Here is a 17,471-nt window from a genome sequence, read left to right as displayed (position 1 = left end):
AAACAAACCACCGTTCCACCGTGAGAATCGAAGAGCTAAGCCGAGGAGATTCTACTCTCCAATCGAGCAACTCTCACCCTCGACGATTCTTTGATAGTGAGAAATCGTGTCGACATCTCCGAGTCGCACGAGATTCTCGCGAAGGATGACGTTTTCAACCGCCAGGATGAACCGTTCGACCTTCACTCGTTTTTCACGATCACTCAATTCCGTGGAGGCGGCATCAGCGAGTTCTCGAAAACGCTCGTAGTCAGGATGGACCTCGACCGCATGGACGAAATCATCACTTCGCGTCGTTAGTAATTCGATCGATACCGGATTCATCAAATTAGCGAGTTCCGGCCAACGCGACTTCAGACTCCCGGCAATCTTTCGCCGCAACTGCGATGCGGGGTCTTCGGGACGACCTCGATATCGTCCACGTCGCTGCGAGCGTCTGTCGTTCTTCAATCGTTCGGCTTGCGCTAATCGGTCCTGCCCCGAAAGATCGAGCTGTTTCGACAACCCTTCGAGCACGGCACGATCCGACGGAGTCGCCAACTCGAGTAGTTCGTCATACGACAAATCGCGTGGCAACAAATCAGGATGCTGGTCACTTTGGAATCGGCTTTCGATGCCGAGGAACTCACTCGATGTGTTGATCGGCAAATCGATCGTGTCGCTCGAGAGAAGCGTGTACGCGTGGGCTTCGTCGAATGAAATTCTGCCGTCGCGGTTGTAGTCGGGCAGTTCGACCGGCTGGTTCAGTCGATTGTGTCCCGCGATCGCCTCCCAAAAATACGTGCTGTATTCGACATAGGTCGACTCATCCACATCCGGTGTGCATCCGGCGGCAGGTCGATCGTGCACCGTCGCGAAAAAACCACAGCGTGCCTGTGTCGAGAGCCCTTGCTCGGGATCGCCTTCGTTGTAAATGAATCTCGCAAACCCGCCCGCGTGACACTGCACCATCACCGCGACGACACTGACACCTTCGGGCAGCCCATCGAGCAACTCGACCAATTCGGCAACTTCCAGCCGTTCATTGTTCCACAACGAGATCGAGGTGTTGTAAGGCTGGTTACGCGAATTGCTGCTATTGCCATGCGACGTCACGTAGATGAAGAGTCGATCACCGCTTTGCATCGACGGGCCGACCGATTTGAACCAACGACGGAGGTTTGCTTCGCTCGTCGCACCTCGAACATGTGGCACACGGTGATTGCGATAAGACAATCCGAGGTCCGTTTGGCTGCCGAAGAATTCAGCCATCAACTGGTTTGCCCTCGGGATCGATTTTCGATCGATCACTTGCAGATCAGGACGCGGTTGATCGCCGTCGGCAAAGTAAACGCTCTGCACGTCGAGACCGATGTTCTTTTCCTCGAGGACGCGTTGCGAAAACAAGACGTTCCGTTCGAGTGACGCTTGATTCCCCGATGGGGCATATCCGCCGCCGATGGTCAAAAAGTAGTCTCCACCGATCGCGGGGCTAGCGATCATGGCGAAAAGCATGACTCCGCGAACGAGACATTGGGGTCGGACACGTATCATCGAAGAAGGCCTCTTTCTGCTGTAAATGCGTCGTACTGCCATGATGGTTTTGGCTGGTCGCTTCAATCGCGAGACATCTGAAACATCAGACATCAACGCGTGTTCGCCCAAACGAGAATCGTTGGCAAGGGAACCATGAAACCCTTGGTCTCGGCAAAAGTTGCAAAGAAGAACGAAAAAGGTGGGTGAAATTTAGTGGTGAGCTGAAGAACTCGCTCGGATCGATCGAAAAAAAACGCAAGGCGGCAACGCCCTCACGGTCGCGACAATGTCCCAACAGCAACAATCGGCGTTTCGAAAAACCCCGTGTTTCGTAGTGCCAGACCGACCTGGCTAGAACGAAAGGATACGGATATTTCGGTACCACGCTTCGGCGGGCGGACCTCCGTGTATTTGCAACCCGATCACTCCGGCGCGTGGGATTTTGGGATCGGTTTCGGTGTACTCGACCGTGCGAGTGCCGTTAAGAAAGATCTCGATCTGGTCGCCTTTGCAAACAATTCGCATTTGCACCCAAGCGGATTCGGGGACGCTCGACGGGGCGCTGGTTGCTGAATCGATTTCGCCGGAATCCTCTTGAGCGGGATCGGTGGTGGCGTCATCTGAAACCTTGGCCACTCCCGTGGTCCACTCGACATCAAACGGCACGTCCGGTTCGACCAACATTTTTCGTCGGCGGGATTCGTCGTACAGCGCGCCCCAAACCGAGCGTCCCCAGGCGTTGCCCATGTCGGCCTGATAGCCGATCACTTCGTTGGCGGGAATGTCATCACTGCTGCGTGGGCGGCGGGAGCGGAATTGCACGCCCGCGTTGGGGTTGGTGCCCCGCATGCGAACCTCCATCCGCAAATCGAAGTCATCAAAGGTCTCGGTCGTGCAGAGAAATTGATTCTCAGGAATCCGTTTTTCCAGACGCCCCGCCACGACCGCGTTGCCCTCGGTATGGAACCAATAGGCGTTGCCCTCCCATCCGGCCAAAACCGTCCCATCAAACAGCGGCCGCGAGCGAAGGGCATACTCCTTGTCGGACACATCGGTAAGCTGCGAACGTGTTTTCGGGGTCGCCTGTCCCTCCTGGACCTTTTGTACACTCTGGGCCTCGGCGGGCCCGGTTGGGTCTGCGGCGGGCGGCTCCTGAGCGAACGTGGACGGGGCGATCGCGATCACGATTGCGGTGAAAAAGGCGTACCAGCCTGTAAAACGCGTCATTTTTGCCTCATCTTTGTAGATAACGATTTACCGATCATACTCTGGGCCCACCCAACTCATCGTTTCCCCATTCTGAAAAAACGAAACCTCCGATCTCGACATGAGCACCACTACCGAAACCGACCAGAGCGTTCTGAACAAATACAGCCGCCACGTGACCCAACCGAAGAGCCAAGGGGCTTCGCAGGCGATGCTGTACGCGACCGGCATGACCCCCGACGACATGAACAAACCTCAAATCGGCATTGGCAGCATGTGGTATGAGGGTAACAGCTGCAACATGCACCTGCTCGACCTCGCCGCAGAGGTACGCAAAGGCGTCGTTGACGCGGGCATGGTCGGCATGCGTTTCAACACGATCGGTGTCAGCGACGGTATCTCGATGGGTACCGACGGGATGAGCTACTCGCTGCAGAGTCGCGACCTGATTGCCGACTCGATCGAGACGATCATGGCCGCGCAGTGGTACGACGCGTTGATCGCGTTGCCGGGCTGCGACAAAAACATGCCTGGTTGTTTGATCGCAATGGGCCGCCTGAATCGGCCGGCGATCATGGTCTACGGCGGAACGATCAAACCGGGCTCGTACAAGAACGAAAAGCTCGACATCGTCAGCGCGTTCCAGTGTTACGGTCAATTCATCGCCGGACAAATCAGCGAAGAAGAACGGAGCGAAATCGTTCGCCGCAGTTGTCCCGGTGCGGGCGCGTGCGGCGGGATGTACACGGCCAACACGATGGCAACCGCGATCGAAGCCCTCGGAATGGCGTTGCCGTACTCGGCCAGCATCCCGGCGGAAAACGAAGAGAAGAAAGACGAGTGCCATCGCGCCGGAAAAGCGATCCTGCACTTACTCGAAAAAGACATCAAACCTCGCGACATCATGACCCGCGAAGCCTTCGAAGACGCGATGGTGACATTGATGGCTCTCGGTGGCAGCACCAACGCGGTGTTGCACCTGATCGCGATGGCCCGCTCGGTGGACGTGCCACTGACAATCGAAGACTTCCAAAGCGTCAGCGACCGGACGCCTTACCTCGCCGACTTAAAACCTAGCGGTGCCTTCGTTCAAGAAGACCTACACAGCGTCGGTGGCACGCCCGCAGTCATGAAATACCTGCTCGAACAAGGTTTGATTCGCGGCGGACACATGACGGTCACCGGCAAGACGTTGGCTGAAAACTTGCGAGAAGTCCCTTCACTCAAAGAGGGACAGAAGATCGTTGCCAAGATCGATTCGCCCATCAAGAAATCGGGGCACATTCGGATCCTGCGTGGATCGCTCGCCCCCGAAGGCGCGGTCGCAAAAATCACCGGCAAAGAAGGCCTCCGATTCTCAGGACCCGCTCGCGTTTATGACAGCGAAGAAGACATGCTCGCCGCACTCGAACGCAGCGAGATCCTAAAAGGCGATGTGGTCGTGATCCGTTACGAAGGTCCTAAGGGCGGCCCCGGAATGCCCGAGATGTTGACACCGACGAGCGCCATCATGGGCGCCGGATTGGGCAGCGATGTGGCGTTGTTGACCGACGGACGATTCAGCGGCGGCAGCCACGGATTCATCGTCGGACACATCACCCCGGAAGCCCAGGAAGGTGGCCCCCTCGGTCTGATTCAAGACGGTGATATCGTGACCATCGACGCGGAAACCAATTCGCTCGACGTCGAGATCGACGCCGCCGAAATGGAAACGCGTCGCAAAGCCTGGACGGCGCCGCCGCTCAAAGCCACTCGCGGAACGTTGTACAAATACATCAAGTGCGTGAAGAGTGCGTCTGAAGGTTGCGTCACGGACGAATAAGCCTCTTTGCGCGGTAATGGCCACGTTTGCGAGGTAATTGCTGCGAGCGACAACCGCTCGCAGCAACGCTCAGCCCCGCCGGCGATTCATTTTCGCGGGCCCCCGAAAGGTTGCTTGAAAGTGTGGCGAGTGCTTTCGAAACGTGGCGGGTGAGCGAATAACCAGCTGCCAAAAGACAGACGGTAGAATCCTGAGCACTCGCTCGGGTTTTATTTCGCGAAAACCCGCCGGCATCGAAAACGACCTGCGGGTGCAAAGGAAAAACGAGTAAGCTGGGCGTCCTTTTCTTGGCTCGTTCTTCTTTCGCTGCTCTCGATCGTCGCCTCCCATGCACGCTGCTGCCCGATTCATCACGCTCGCTTTCGTGACCACGCTGCTGTGTGTTGCCGTGAACGGCGACGCACACGTCGATGCCGCCGAACGCATGATCGACGCCTTCCCCGAATCGGCGTCGAGCGGTTGCATGGCCTGTCACGGCGAAATCGAACTAATCCGGGAATCAGGCAGCGAGATGATGCAACAGATCATCGCCCTGGGGACAGAACTAGGAGACACCGCCGGATGCGTGGTTTGTCACGGTGGTGACCCGACCGAAAAAGAGGACAAACACATCGCCCACGGCGGTGACGACCCGGACTCATTCTATCTCGATCCCGGCTCCCCATGGGTCAACGATCAAACCTGCGGAACCTGCCACCCCAAACACGTGGAAGTGCAGTGGAAGAGTTTGATGATGACAGAGGCGGGAAAAATCCAAGGGGTTTGTTGGGCATTCGGAGGCCTCACCGGTTACGAACATAAGTTCGGTAACTACGCAGTCGAGAATCCAGAGAATCCGGACGACCGACTCGGCACGGACGCATACAAAGCGTACATGCAACGGCTCAAGAAAATGGAGCCGCAGGTCTTCGTCGATCGTCACGAAGCGTTGCCCGACGCGCTCGGTTTCGATGAACTCGATCGTCTCGACGATGATCCCACGCTGGCCGCGTTCACCTACATCCGCCAAGAATGCCAACGTTGTCACCACGCGGTCAAAGGTCGACAAACGCGAGGCGACTATCGCGGCATGGGTTGCAGTTCGTGCCACGTTCCCTATGGCAACGAAGGTTTCTACGAGGGCGATGACAAAACGATCGATCGCGAAGCCCCAGGACACATGCTCGTGCACAGCATCCAGGGAACTCGCGAGGCCAAGGTGACCGTTCACGACAAAACGTATTCAGGTATCCCCGTCGAAACATGCACGACATGTCACGACCGCGGCAAACGAATCGGCGTTTCATTCCAAGGACTCATGGAGACGCCCTACGAATCTCCCTTCGCCGCCGACGGCAGCGGCCAACCGAAACTGCACTCAAAACATTACATCGCGATGGAGCAAGACATTCACTATCAAAAAGGAATGACTTGCCAGGACTGCCACACGTCAATCGATGTCCACGGCGACGGATTCCTCGCCGCCGCCAACCTCGGCGCTGTGCAGATCGAATGCAGTGATTGCCACGGTACTCCTGACATCTATCCGTGGGACCTGCCGCTCGGGTTCATGGACGAGTTCGAAGACGAAGCCGCGACAGGCGAACCCCGCGGACTCACCACGCAGCTAGAGTCTCACACGCTGCAAGGCACGATCTATCCGCCCGGCGATGGATACCTGCTAACCGTTCGCGGCAACCCTTACGGTAACGTCGTGCGGGACGGGGAAGACATCATCGTCCACACCGCAAACGGGAAAGATCTCCGAACACCAACGCTGAAAAAGATCAAAGACGAAGGCAAGCTCAGCCAAAACGGCCTCGTCGCGATGAGCGGAGTCGCCAGCCACCTGCAGGAAATGGAGTGCTACAGTTGCCATGCTTCATGGACGCCACAGTGCTATGGCTGCCACGTCAAAATCGACTTCAGCCAAAAGGACAAATGTCCCGAATGCAACGAATCGAAAGAGAACTTTGACTGGGTCGCCGCGGGACGACGCCACATGGATCCGGACCACCGCACCGATCGCGGTGAATCGGACTACACAGACCTCATGATCCCAGGGAAGATTACCGAACAACGCAGCTACCTGCGGTGGGAACAACCGATGCTCGGCGTCAACGGCGAAGGCCGCGTCACGCCGCTGGCTCCCGGGTGCCAACCCAGCGTCACGATTATCGGAGCCGACGGCAAACCGATTCTGACCAACCATATATTCAAGACGCCCGAAGGCACCGAAGGCGGAGGCGAAGGGGGACAACTCGCAATCGACATGTCTCCGACTCAGCCGCACACAATGACGAAAAACGCTCGCAGTTGCGAATCGTGCCACACGTCTGAAAAAGCCCTCGGATTCGGGATCGATGGCGGTCGTTCCACGAGACCACCGAACCAACGTCTCACCGTCGACATCGAAACGATCGACGGCGAAATCCTGCCACAGCGGACGCAGCCACAACTGGAACCGATCGAAAACCTGGCCAACGATTGGTCACGAATCGTTGACGAAGAAGGCAATCAATTGCAAACGATCGGCCACCACTTCAAACTCTCTCGACCACTTAACAATGACGAACGGGCACGCATGAGTCGCCACGGTGCCTGCCTGTCGTGCCACCAAGAAATCCCAACGCAATCACTCGCGGTTAGCCTGCTGCACCACGTCGCGCAGTACACCGGTCAAATGCCCGTCACCGCCGCTCAGCACAATTCCCTGATCCACAAAATCGTGTTGATGAGTGCGTGGACGCAGGCGTTCGGATTCATCGGATTACCGCTGGCGTGCGCCGGCGCGGCGTTGTGGTTTCGACGTAGACGCCGGGCGGTATAAAACGAGCCGGCATCGAGCCGATTCACCCGTCGAATCTCGCCTCGCTGATCGCATTATTTAAACGCCCGTTTTCGCCGGGCGACCTGAATGTGCGTGAAAACACGCGGACCGATCTAGTAGAGACTACGAAAGCGTGTGCACCGAGATCACGTTGTCTGCCCCCAGGACAATATCACTGCCGCTGACAACGACCATCGTGTCACCAGGACGAATGATGGACTCGCCGTCCTCGGTTTGGTGACATGCCCAACGTGAGACCTGTTCGATCAAGTGTTCGGTGTCCTCGATGTCCTCGCAGAAAATTGGTTCGATTCCCCAGAACAGGTTCATGCGCCGAACCGATGCCAAGTGATCACTCACAGCGACCGTCGGGATGAGCGAACGCGTGTTACTCTTCACCCACGCGGTTCCGCCGCTGTGCGTTGCGATCGCAATCAGCTTACTGCCAATCGCCTCGGCGACTTCGATTCCCGCCCGAGTGACAGCCTGCGTCGTCCGGTGCATCTCCTCGATGTCGCCGCAGGGGAACTGCAACGAACCGAGCAAGTGCTCTTCGGTCTTGCGCATGATCCGGTTCATCGTCGCGACGCTCTCGCGAGGAAATTCGCCAATCGCCGTCTCACCGCTCAACATACAAGCGTCGGTCCCGTCGATCACGGCGTTGGCAACATCAGACGCTTCGGCACGCGTCGGCCGGGCGCTGTGGTGCATCGACTCGAGCATTTGGGTCGCGACAATCACCGGTTTCATAAAGCGTTTGCACGTCGCAATGATTCGCTTTTGTGCGACCGGCGTTTCGGCCACATCGATTTCGACACCGAGGTCACCGCGAGCGACCATGATCCCGTCGGCCTCTTGCACAATCCGGTCAAGGTCATCGAGGGCTTCGGGCTTTTCAATCTTTGCAATGACGAGGGCGCGGCACTCGTAGCTGTTGAGCAGATCTTTGAGACTGCGGACGTCTTCGGCACTGCGGACGAACGAGAGGCTGATGAAATCGATTTCGTTCTTTGCCGCCCAGATCGCGGTTTCGATGTCCGACGGCAACATCGCCGCCACGGACAGCTTCACGCCGGGAAGATTGATCCCCTGCCGACTGCGAATTTCGCCTGCGGCGACCACCACGCACTCGGCCCGGGTCGGCGTCACCGCGTGCACCTGCAACGAGACCGTCCCGTCGGCCAACATCACGCGATCACCTTTTTTAAGCTCGTCAATCAGGCGAGGGTAGGTGCTGGTCAGTTCCCCATCGTTGCACTTTTCGGTGCCACGCACGAACGCGAGTTTGGCACCGAGTTGGCAATACAGGGGCTCAGCAGAAAGCTCGCCTAGTCGGATTTTCGGCCCCGCCAAATCCATCAAAACGCCGACCGGAAATCCGGTTTGCTTGGACGCTTCACGAATATTCGCGAGTTTCTGAGCGTGCTGTTCGATCGTCCCGTGGGCGCTGTTGATTCGAAAGACGTCCACGCCCTCTTCGATCAAATCAGCGAGTTGCTCGACGCTGTCACACGCGGGTCCCACGGTGGCAACAATTTTCGTGCGGGCTTCGTTCAATCGGGGACGTGGCATACAACAGGCTTTTAAATGAATGAGGCGCCGGCAATGGCACCGAGTCGTGGGCATCGAAAGCAGAAATGTATCCGATGCCGCTTCGTTTGCTAAGCAACAGAGGAAACACCGAGGATGGCGACCGAGAAAACAGCACCAACTCCCCCCGCAGCCATGGTCAGCGGCGGATCCTCAGGCCTTGGACTGGTGATCGCGCGGCGGTTACTGGCACGAGGTTACGCGGTCTCGATTTTGGGACGTGACGCCGATCGACTCGAGGCCGCTCGTATCGACCTTGCCGGCGCGAACATAGATCCATCTCGGTTGATCGCGGTGGTTGCCAATGCCACTTCACCCGACGACACCCAACGCGCCGTCGAAGCTCATCTCGGAGCGTTCGGCCGACTCGACGCGTTGGTCAACGTTGTCGGCCGCAGCGACCGTGGACGGATCGAAGACCTGGACGCCCAAACTCTTCGCGAACTGTTTGACGCCAACGTGATCAGCGCGCTGCAATGCAGCCAAGCGTGTTTGCCCGCGCTGCGTCAAACCCGAGGCGCGATCGTGAACATCGGATCCCTCGCTTCCCGTGTCGCCCCACGATTCCTTGGCGGTTACGTGGTCGTCAAACACGCGTTAGCCGGACTGACTCGGCAAATGAGAATGGAATGTGAAGCCGACGGGGTGCACGTCGGCTTGGTTTGCCCAGGCCCGATCGCGGGCAATCATTCGCCGAACCGCTACGGCGTCGATGCCGATTCCAACGTGCCCGCCGATGCCGCAGCCCCCGGCGGCGGCGCCAAACTCAAACAGCTCGATCCGGTTGACGTTGCCGACGCCGCCCTTCGATGCATCGAAAAGCGAGAAATCGAAATCATCATGCCAGCCAAAACGCGGCTGTTGATGGGGATCAACGCAATCTCTCCCAAATTCGCTGATTGGATCCTCAGTCGAAAATCGTCGAAGTAACGCGTACGCCCAACACCTTCTGTCTGAAAAACTTCTTCAGCGTCTGACCGCTTTGCCCCACGCTTTTGCATTGAAGGGGTACCATGACAGTCAGCCGACCGCGTGCTCCGGTGCACCGCGGCATTGCCCCGAATCAGAAGACGACGAGGACAGCGAGATGCGAGCCATCATCAAGACAATCACCCTGACCGCAGCCACCCTAGCGATGGCGTTCGCGTTCGTCGCGAGCCCCTGCCGGGCACAAGACAAAGCGGCATTGAGCAGCGAAAAGCCGGTGACGTGGACCGTCGAAAAGATGCAAGAGAGCCACATGGAGTTCCTTCGAACGGAAGGGTACTCACCGCGTGTCGATGAAGACGGCGACGTCGCGTTCAAATTCGAAGGACGCACGTACTATCTGCTGATCTCTGAAGACGATCCAAACTTGATGCGATTGGCCTACCCGAACTTTTGGTCCATTGAGAACGAAGACGAGCGTTTGCGAGCTCAAGTCGCCGCGCTCAAAGCGACCAAAGACACTAAAGTCGCTAAGGTCTTCCTGACCGAAAAGAACACATGGGCGATGGTGAGCTTGTTCCTCGCCGAACCGGATGACTTCCACCCCGTGTTCTCCCGCTGCCTGTCAGCATTACGTTTGAGCGTGAACACGTTCGCCGACACGATGCGGGCAAACTAGAACTCACTGAAAAATGAGGCGATTTCTTAATAATTCGCCACGTGGTCCACTGTTTGAGAACGGTGGCGACAGCAAAAACAGGATCGCGTTCGCCTGCGATGAATCCCCATCCTGTGAATCAATCGCGATTCGAGTCGCCGAAATTGCCGCCAATCGACTCGCGTATTTATCGCTCCAAATGAGCAAGTACTAACGCGATGTCGGCGGGTGTGATTCCGCTGATCCGTTTGGCCTGGGCGAGATTCAGCGGTCGAACCTTCATGAACTTTTCACGAGCTTCATTTCGCAATGGCGTGATTCGGCCGTAATCGAACGAGACCGGTATCCGCTTCTCACTCATCCGCTGTTGCTTGTCGACTTCCATTTGCTGTCGATCGATATAACCGGCGTACTTGATGTCGACGCAGCACTGTGCGGCGGCCTCCGGTTCAATGGCTTGTAACTCCGGAACGAGATCGCAAATCACGTCCCAGGTCACTTCGGGACGACGCAGATACACATCCGCGGGAGTCTGTTCGACACGGGCGGAGGAGAGCATCTCACGGCCCAGTCGAATCTGTTCGAGCTTGTGAGAGAATCGCTGACGCCGCTCCGCAGAAATCAAACCGAGCTCATCCGCCATCGCGGTCAATCGACGATCCGCATTGTCTTGACGCAGCAACAGACGGTACTCGGCACGACTGGTAAACATCCGATAGGGCTCATCGGTTCCCGCGGTCACGAGATCATCGACGAGCACACCGAGATAGGCGTCTTGGCGGGAGGGCACCCAAGTCGATTGACCGGCGACGGTGCGTGCGGCGTTCAGACCGGCTACCAATCCTTGACCGGCGGCCTCTTCGTAGCCCGTCGTTCCATTGATCTGTCCGGCGAGGAACAAGCCCGCCACGGTTTTTGATTCCAGATGCGGCCACAACTGAGTGGGGGGACAGTAATCGTATTCGACTGCGTAGCCGTATCGCATGATCGACGCGTTTTCGAGGCCCGGAATTAACCGGAACATGGCATCCTGAACATCGCGTGGGAGGCTGGTCGAGATCCCGTTGACGTAGACTTCGTGAGTCTGGCGGCCCTCGGGTTCGAGGAACAATTGATGGCTCGACTTGTCCGCGAAACGCACGACTTTGTCTTCGATCGAAGGACAATAACGCGGACCGCGCGAGTCGATCTGGCCGCTGTACATCGGCGCACGCGAGAGATTTTGCCGAATCAGTTCGTGGACGGCATCATTGGTGTGAGCGATGTGACAAGGCATCTGCTCGATGTCGAGCGATCGTGTCAGATAACTGAACGCCTGAGGGTCATCGTCACCGGGCTGCTCTTCGAGTTGCGAGTAATCGATCGTGCGTGCGTTGAGTCGTGGTGGCGTTCCGGTTTTGAATCGATCGAGTTCGAACCCCAACCGGTTCAACGCTCCGCTGATTCCTGCTGTCGTGCCTTCGCCCGCACGCCCGCCGGCACTCTGGGCTTCCCCGGTGTGCATGATCGCTTGCAAGAACGTGCCCGTGGTTAGGACAACGGTTTTGGCGTAGTAGACCGCGTCGCCACGAACGGCGACTCCCACAACCCGCTGCGCCGCCAACCCGTCGGACTGGTCCGAGGGGACGGCTTCGGTGATCAGGTCTTCGACGGTTTCTTGCCTGAGATCGAGGTTGGGTTGCGATTCGATCTGCCACTTGATGTGGTTCTGGTACGCCTTCTTGTCCGCCTGAGCCCGCGGGCTGTGCATGGCGGGACCTTTTCGGCGGTTGAGCATTCGAAACTGAATGCCGGTGGCGTCGATCGCCTCTCCCATCAATCCGCCGAGCGCGTCGACTTCCCGGACGATCTGGCCCTTCGCGACACCGCCGATCGCGGGATTACACGACATTTGACCGACGGTATCGAGATTCGTCGTCAAGAGAGCGGTTTTGGCGCCGAGACGTGCCGCCGCCGCTGCCGCTTCGGTACCGGCATGGCCTGCGCCGATGACGACGACGTCATAGTCATAACGATTTTGAGGATGAGCGCGATTCAAATGCTGAAGTCCGCAATGAGGAAGTGCCGATAACCGTAACGAGGCGTTTTTTCGTCGAAACGCTGCGCGTGCCCGCAACCCTTCGATTTTGACCAAACCATGCGATTTGAACAGCACCGAAGTGCCAAGACCACGAATCTATTGCAAAATCGCAAATTCTCGGTTGCGGGACGACGTCGACTTATCGCTCTCGCGGCGGCCGCTGCCTTGGCGATGGCACCGGGAACCGGACTCGCGCAAGGCGTGACGGACGTTGTCTTGGGGTCGGGTTCGTTCCAAATTCCGTTCAACATTGCCGCCGGCGGTTCGCAGCCGCGTGAAGTGCACCTGTACATGGCGATCCCAGCAGGCACGCCCGCCGAATCAAATCGTGGGATTGCTGCAGACACCGCCACCACCACTGCGACCGAACCGGGCGAGTGGCGCTTGCTCGATCGTCAATCACCGAGCGTGGGGCAGTTCAAAGTCTCCGAAACACCCGATGGCACGTTCTGGTTCGCGACTCGCACGATCGACTCCAGTGGCCGGCCGCACCCGCCCGGGCCGATCGACCCGGAACTCAAAGTCACCGTCGACACGACCCAACCGGTCGTTGATCTGATCGCGGAAGCCGACGCCGACGGCAAAGTCACCGCTAGCTTCGCCGTCGAAGACGCCACGGGTGCGTCGCAGATCACCGTTCACTACGTCACCGACACGCTGCAGCAGTGGCAAACGGCGCGGGTGGATCGCACCGAAGAGGGTGGTCGATTCTCGTTCGAACCCACCGATCAATGGCAACAACTATCGCTGCGGCTACGCGTTCTCGATCGCGCGGGAAATGAAACGATCGTCAAGAAACGCGTGCAAAAACCACGTGTCGCGGTCGCCGCATCCACCCGGTTCGCCTCCAGCCCGCTCGGTGCCGGCAACCCGCTCTACGGCAATCCCGCGAGCCAACCACCGGCGAACCAACACCTCATGAGCCCGCAATACCCAGCGGGCCCTCAATACCCGGCGCCCCCGCAATCGGCGAATCTCCAACACGGCATTTCGCCCTACACGAACGCCCCTTACGCCAACACGCCGTACGGAGCCCCGCCGCAGACCAACCAACCCAACAACACACCGTTGGGCTACAGCAACGAGGCGCCATCGATTTACAGCAGCCGACCTCTCGTAGGTGCTCCAGGCGCCGGTGTTCCAGCGATCAATCCTCAAATCAACAACCCACAGATCGCACGCAACCCGACCACGGCCACCCTCGCGGGAAATTCACCGGCACTGCCTCTCCCGTCGACCGCCGACCAGATCAGTCAAGACTTCGGCCGGTCCGCTCCCGGTATCGAGATGCTGCCCAACGCGAGCACCTTTGGCACCGAGATGTTGCCAACGCCACCTGCGGAGGCACCGGCTCCCGCGCCCGCCAAGACGCCTGCCGAGGCGATGCGGCCGCTCGACGTAACACCACAAATGCAACCCGCAGCGACGCAACCTTCAGCGCCCCCACCTGCAGCCCGGTCAACGACTCCGGCAACCGCTCCCGCGACACCGCGAGCCTCCACACCAAGAACTTCGACAGGCTCAACGCCGGCCGCGAAACAGGACAACGCCACGCCGCAAACTCCGTTCGTTACCGAGAACATTCCAGCCCCCGAAGGCCAACGACCGGCACCGACTCAGCTCAACCGGCCGGCGACGCGTGAGGTGGACGAGTCGCAATCGGAGACCGATCCCGTCCCATCGCCATGGTCGCCGGTCGACAGCAACCGGACTCGCAACCCGAGCCGCCAATTCAGCACCAAACCCGAGACGCGTCCGGTCGCTCCCGGTCAATTGCCACTGGATTCGACCGACTCCGCATCACGCGAACAACGCCGTGTCCCGGTGACGTCCGTCGATCCGCTCAACCTCGAGCGACTGGCTCAACGTGCGGTCGTTCGCCATAGCGATAGCAACCAATTCAGTTTGGACTACGAAATCGAAGCGATCGGAGGCCGCGGGGTCGAAGAGATCGAACTCTACGGAACAACCGATGGCGGACAAACATGGAAGAAGTGGGGCAGCGACCCGGACAAGGTCAGCCCGTTCGACATCGAGACCAATGGCGAAGGCATCTTCGGATTTCAAATCGTCGTCGTCGCCTCCAATGGTCTCAAAAGCCCGTCTCCACTCGCCGGCGACGCACCCGACATTGTGGTCGTCGTTGACCAAACCGATCCCGTCGTTGGCATCTCCGGTGCAAAGTACGGCGAAGGCGACCGGGCGGGCTCTCTCGTGATCGCGTACCACTGCGAAGATCGGTATTTGAGCTCACGTCCGATCACGCTCGCGTTCAGTGATTCACCGAGCGGACCGTGGACGACGATCGCGGCCGGACTGCGTAACATCGGCGACTATGTGTGGCCCGCCGATCCTCAATTGCCACGTCAGATCTATCTGCGAATCGACGCGACCGACCAAGCCGGAAACGTCGGCGGGTACGTGCTCGAAGAACCAATCGACACCCGCGGATTGGCACCACGCGCGAGAATCAGAGCGTTCCGTTCGATTCCAACTCGATAACTTCGACGCGCGGTCAGCCATTGACGGGGACGTGCATCACATGTCTCCGAACCCGTGGCAGCAATGCTCCATGACCTCGAAACCGAGTCGCATGAATCCGCTGATGCGGTCGAGGGCATTGTGAGACAACTGGGGCGAGCCTCGGATTCGGCCGAGAGCCAAAAAAACTTGCTCGCGGTGGCGCAGACATCTGACAGAGTCTCAGCGAGTCGGTACACTCGCCGCTGCAGGCGTGGCATTTTGTCGCGATCGGCTTTCCCGGGCTAAAAAATGTGCGTTCTTGACAATTTAGTGAGTTTTGCCCCATCGACGATTCGCACTGAATTTCCTTATGCTTTGCCCCCTCATGAATCTCGGGCGGGGCTTCCACCTCAGGCCGATCGAAGTATCCTTCGTATCCTTCGACGGCAACGGAATGTTTTCCGATCGATTACCTGACCATTCACCCCCTGTTTACCCGCTCAAAAATTTACGGAGCTCTTAGAAGATGTTGGAAATGGCAATGATTTTGGCCCAGGCTGTCGCGAACGACTTCGGACGCATGGGTCTCGGTATCGGTATCGGTTTGATCATCGTTGGTGCCGGTCTCGGTATCGGTCGTATCGGTGGTAGCGCCGTCGACGCGATGTCCCGTCAACCTGAAGCCGGCGGACGCATCCAGACCGCCATGATTATCGCGGCGGCTCTGATCGAAGGTGCGACCGTCATCGCACTCGTGTTCATCCTGCTCTGTCGCGCCGCTTAGTCGTCGCGATTCGACGCTGAAACTCCCCGTGTCGTGGGTGAACCCTCACTCGCGATTCGCATTTCGCAACGAAGTTTGTCACCGAGCTGATAGATGAAACGCCTTCTCGCCCTTTGTCTGATGTCCTGTTTGAGCCTTCCTGTGCCGGCAACGTTGCCGGTCATGGTCGGTGTCGCTGGTGTCGCCATGGTCTCCGCACCGACGACGGTTTACGCCGACGTCGAAGTGGATGCAGATCATGCCGACCACGAGCATGATGACGATGTCGTGTCGCATGACGATGAAACTGCGTCGGAGCACGATGAGCATTCCGACGAAGCCAAGACACCGATCCTGTCGTTCGATTTCGGATCGGCGTTCTGGAACTTGGTGATCTTTGTTTGCGTGCTGGCGGTTTTGTCCATCTTTGTGTGGCCAAACGTTCTGGGCGGCCTGCAATCTCGCGAAGACAAGATTCGCGAAGATTTGGAGTCAGCCGAGAAAGCCAACGCGGAAGCTCAAGCGATCTTGGCAGGATATCAATCGAAACTCGATGAAGCGGCAGTGCAGACGCAAGCGATGTTGGCGGAAGCCCGACGCGACGCCGAAGCAAACGGCCAAAAGATCGTCGAGCAAGCCAAGACGGAGGCCGCCGCTCAACGCGAACGTGCAGTCGCCGATATTGAAAATGCAAAGAAAGTCGCGATGGCGGAAATCGCCTCGAAGACTTCTGACATGGCGATGCAAGTCGCTCGCGGTGTTGTCGGTCGTGAACTCTCTCCGGAAGATCACGCCGATTTGATCCAGCAAGCGATGCAGCGGTTGCCCAGCCAGAACTAAATTGATTGCGGCACGCCACGAGTGCCGCAATTGCCCTGTTTCTGAGGCGGACACAGTGATTCTTCGAATGAGTGCGAATCGCCGATGCCGCTGAAGATCCCAGGCCTCAAAGCCTTGCAGTCCAAACTTTTTCGCCGTCCTCCCGCCGAGATCCCTGAAGTGTCCGAATCTGTTTCCCAGCCCACCGCGCTCGATGTCGGCGCCGAACAACTCGGCAAGACTTATGCCCGAGCTTTGTTGGGTGCGACACAGGCCGAGGGCTCGACCGATCAAGTCATCGAGCAACTCAACGAGTTGTGCGATGATGCTCTCGCTAACAGTGAACAGCTTCGTGCCGCGTTCGCTTCGCCGCGAATCGACGCTGGTGAAAAATGCCGAGTGCTCGAACGAATGCTCGCCGGTTCGGCTCACCCCACCTTGCTGAAATTTCTCAAGGTGATGGCCGGACGTCATCGTCTCGCATACGTCAATGCCGTTCGTGATGCGGTCGTTAAACTGCACGACGAGGCAACCGGACGACTGCTCGTCGAAGTCCGCACCGCAGTACCGATGACGGACGACCTGCGTGGTAACGTCACTCATCAACTCAACGTGCACTTCGGCAAAGAGGTTCGTCTCAAAGAGATCGTCGACCCGTCGGTTATCGGCGGCATGGTGATCCGAGTTGGTGACACCGTGTTCGATTCATCGGTCGCTAGCCGACTCGACAAAGTCGGTCGCGCCGCGGCAGCCGGTTTCGCCCGCCGATTGATCGAACAATCGGACCAATTTGTCGGCAACTGATTGCCGGCCTCCCCT

At 58.2% G+C, this 17,471-nt stretch carries 12 protein-coding genes; 8 read left to right on the top strand and 4 right to left on the bottom strand.

The window, feature by feature from the left end:
• Positions 1-51: 51 nt before the first annotated feature.
• The gene (locus FHS27_RS01420; protein WP_184301198.1) at positions 52-1,494 is read right to left on the bottom strand and encodes a hypothetical protein; all 1,443 of its coding nucleotides are present in this window, start codon (positions 1,492-1,494) and stop codon (positions 52-54) included.
• A 372-nt stretch (positions 1,495-1,866) separates the two neighbouring features.
• The gene (locus FHS27_RS01415) at positions 1,867-2,742 is read right to left on the bottom strand and encodes a 3-keto-disaccharide hydrolase (RefSeq protein WP_184300684.1); all 876 of its coding nucleotides are present in this window, start codon (positions 2,740-2,742) and stop codon (positions 1,867-1,869) included.
• A 100-nt stretch (positions 2,743-2,842) separates the two neighbouring features.
• Here FHS27_RS01415 and ilvD point away from each other — a divergent pair, with 100 nt between their 5' ends.
• A complete protein-coding gene (gene ilvD / locus FHS27_RS01410) occupies positions 2,843-4,543 on the top strand; it encodes a dihydroxy-acid dehydratase (protein WP_184300681.1) in 1,701 nt (566 codons plus the stop codon).
• A gap of 328 nt (positions 4,544-4,871) precedes the next feature.
• Entirely contained in the window at positions 4,872-7,352 is a 2,481-nt protein-coding gene (locus FHS27_RS01405) for a multiheme c-type cytochrome (protein WP_184300679.1), read from the top strand.
• 123 nt (positions 7,353-7,475) lie between these two features.
• Here the strand turns inward: FHS27_RS01405 and pyk are convergent, their stop codons facing one another.
• A complete protein-coding gene (pyk, locus tag FHS27_RS01400) occupies positions 7,476-8,924 on the bottom strand; it encodes a pyruvate kinase (RefSeq protein WP_184300676.1) in 1,449 nt (482 codons plus the stop codon).
• Between the two features lie 114 nt (positions 8,925-9,038).
• Between pyk and FHS27_RS01395 the strand changes: the two genes are divergently transcribed.
• Together FHS27_RS01395 and FHS27_RS01390 are read left to right on the top strand one after the other, a co-directional pair.
• Complete coding sequence (locus FHS27_RS01395; protein WP_184300673.1) at positions 9,039-9,872, top strand: SDR family NAD(P)-dependent oxidoreductase; 834 nt, start codon at positions 9,039-9,041, stop codon at positions 9,870-9,872.
• Positions 9,873-9,924: 52 nt separating this feature from the next.
• The gene (locus FHS27_RS01390; RefSeq protein WP_246418977.1) at positions 9,925-10,548 is read left to right on the top strand and encodes a hypothetical protein; all 624 of its coding nucleotides are present in this window, start codon (positions 9,925-9,927) and stop codon (positions 10,546-10,548) included.
• 166 nt (positions 10,549-10,714) lie between these two features.
• On the opposite strand, the gene mnmG is transcribed toward FHS27_RS01390, so the two are convergent.
• On the bottom strand, positions 10,715-12,565 hold the full coding sequence (gene mnmG, locus FHS27_RS01385; RefSeq protein WP_184300670.1) for a tRNA uridine-5-carboxymethylaminomethyl(34) synthesis enzyme MnmG: 1,851 nt from the start codon (positions 12,563-12,565) through the stop codon (positions 10,715-10,717).
• 99 nt (positions 12,566-12,664) lie between these two features.
• Here mnmG and FHS27_RS01380 point away from each other — a divergent pair, with 99 nt between their 5' ends.
• The 4 genes from FHS27_RS01380 (at position 12,665) to atpH (ending at position 17,456) form a co-directional block, all read left to right on the top strand.
• Positions 12,665-15,109, top strand: a complete 2,445-nt coding sequence (locus FHS27_RS01380; RefSeq protein WP_184300667.1) for a hypothetical protein — start codon at positions 12,665-12,667, stop codon at positions 15,107-15,109.
• A 487-nt stretch (positions 15,110-15,596) separates the two neighbouring features.
• Complete coding sequence (gene atpE, locus FHS27_RS01375; RefSeq protein WP_009101262.1) at positions 15,597-15,854, top strand: ATP synthase F0 subunit C; 258 nt, start codon at positions 15,597-15,599, stop codon at positions 15,852-15,854.
• 93 nt (positions 15,855-15,947) lie between these two features.
• Positions 15,948-16,673, top strand: a complete 726-nt coding sequence (gene atpF, locus FHS27_RS01370) for a F0F1 ATP synthase subunit B (RefSeq protein WP_184300664.1) — start codon at positions 15,948-15,950, stop codon at positions 16,671-16,673.
• Positions 16,674-16,832: 159 nt separating this feature from the next.
• Complete coding sequence (atpH, locus tag FHS27_RS01365; RefSeq protein WP_315854450.1) at positions 16,833-17,456, top strand: ATP synthase F1 subunit delta; 624 nt, start codon at positions 16,833-16,835, stop codon at positions 17,454-17,456.
• Positions 17,457-17,471: the final 15 nt, after the last annotated feature.

It is taken from the genome of Aporhodopirellula rubra (assembly GCF_014192335.1).
Lineage (GTDB): Bacteria > Planctomycetota > Planctomycetia > Pirellulales > Pirellulaceae > Rhodopirellula > Rhodopirellula rubra.
Note: the sequence above shows the minus strand (reverse complement) of the source record. Positions and strands in the feature narration are given on the sequence as shown.

Excerpts from the sequence above, each read along its gene's own strand:
- FHS27_RS01420 (WP_184301198.1), bottom strand. The coding sequence starts at position 1,494 with ATGCTTTTCGCCATGATCGCTAGCCCCGCGATCGGTGGAGACTACTTT.
- FHS27_RS01415 (WP_184300684.1), bottom strand. The coding sequence starts at position 2,742 with ATGACGCGTTTTACAGGCTGGTACGCCTTTTTCACCGCAATCGTGATC.
- ilvD (WP_184300681.1), top strand. The coding sequence starts at position 2,843 with ATGAGCACCACTACCGAAACCGACCAGAGCGTTCTGAACAAATACAGC.
- FHS27_RS01405 (WP_184300679.1), top strand. The coding sequence starts at position 4,872 with ATGCACGCTGCTGCCCGATTCATCACGCTCGCTTTCGTGACCACGCTG.
- pyk (WP_184300676.1), bottom strand. The coding sequence starts at position 8,924 with ATGCCACGTCCCCGATTGAACGAAGCCCGCACGAAAATTGTTGCCACC.
- FHS27_RS01395 (WP_184300673.1), top strand. The coding sequence starts at position 9,039 with ATGGCGACCGAGAAAACAGCACCAACTCCCCCCGCAGCCATGGTCAGC.
- FHS27_RS01380 (WP_184300667.1), top strand. The coding sequence starts at position 12,665 with ATGCGATTTGAACAGCACCGAAGTGCCAAGACCACGAATCTATTGCAA.
- atpE (WP_009101262.1), top strand. The coding sequence starts at position 15,597 with ATGTTGGAAATGGCAATGATTTTGGCCCAGGCTGTCGCGAACGACTTC.
- atpF (WP_184300664.1), top strand. The coding sequence starts at position 15,948 with ATGAAACGCCTTCTCGCCCTTTGTCTGATGTCCTGTTTGAGCCTTCCT.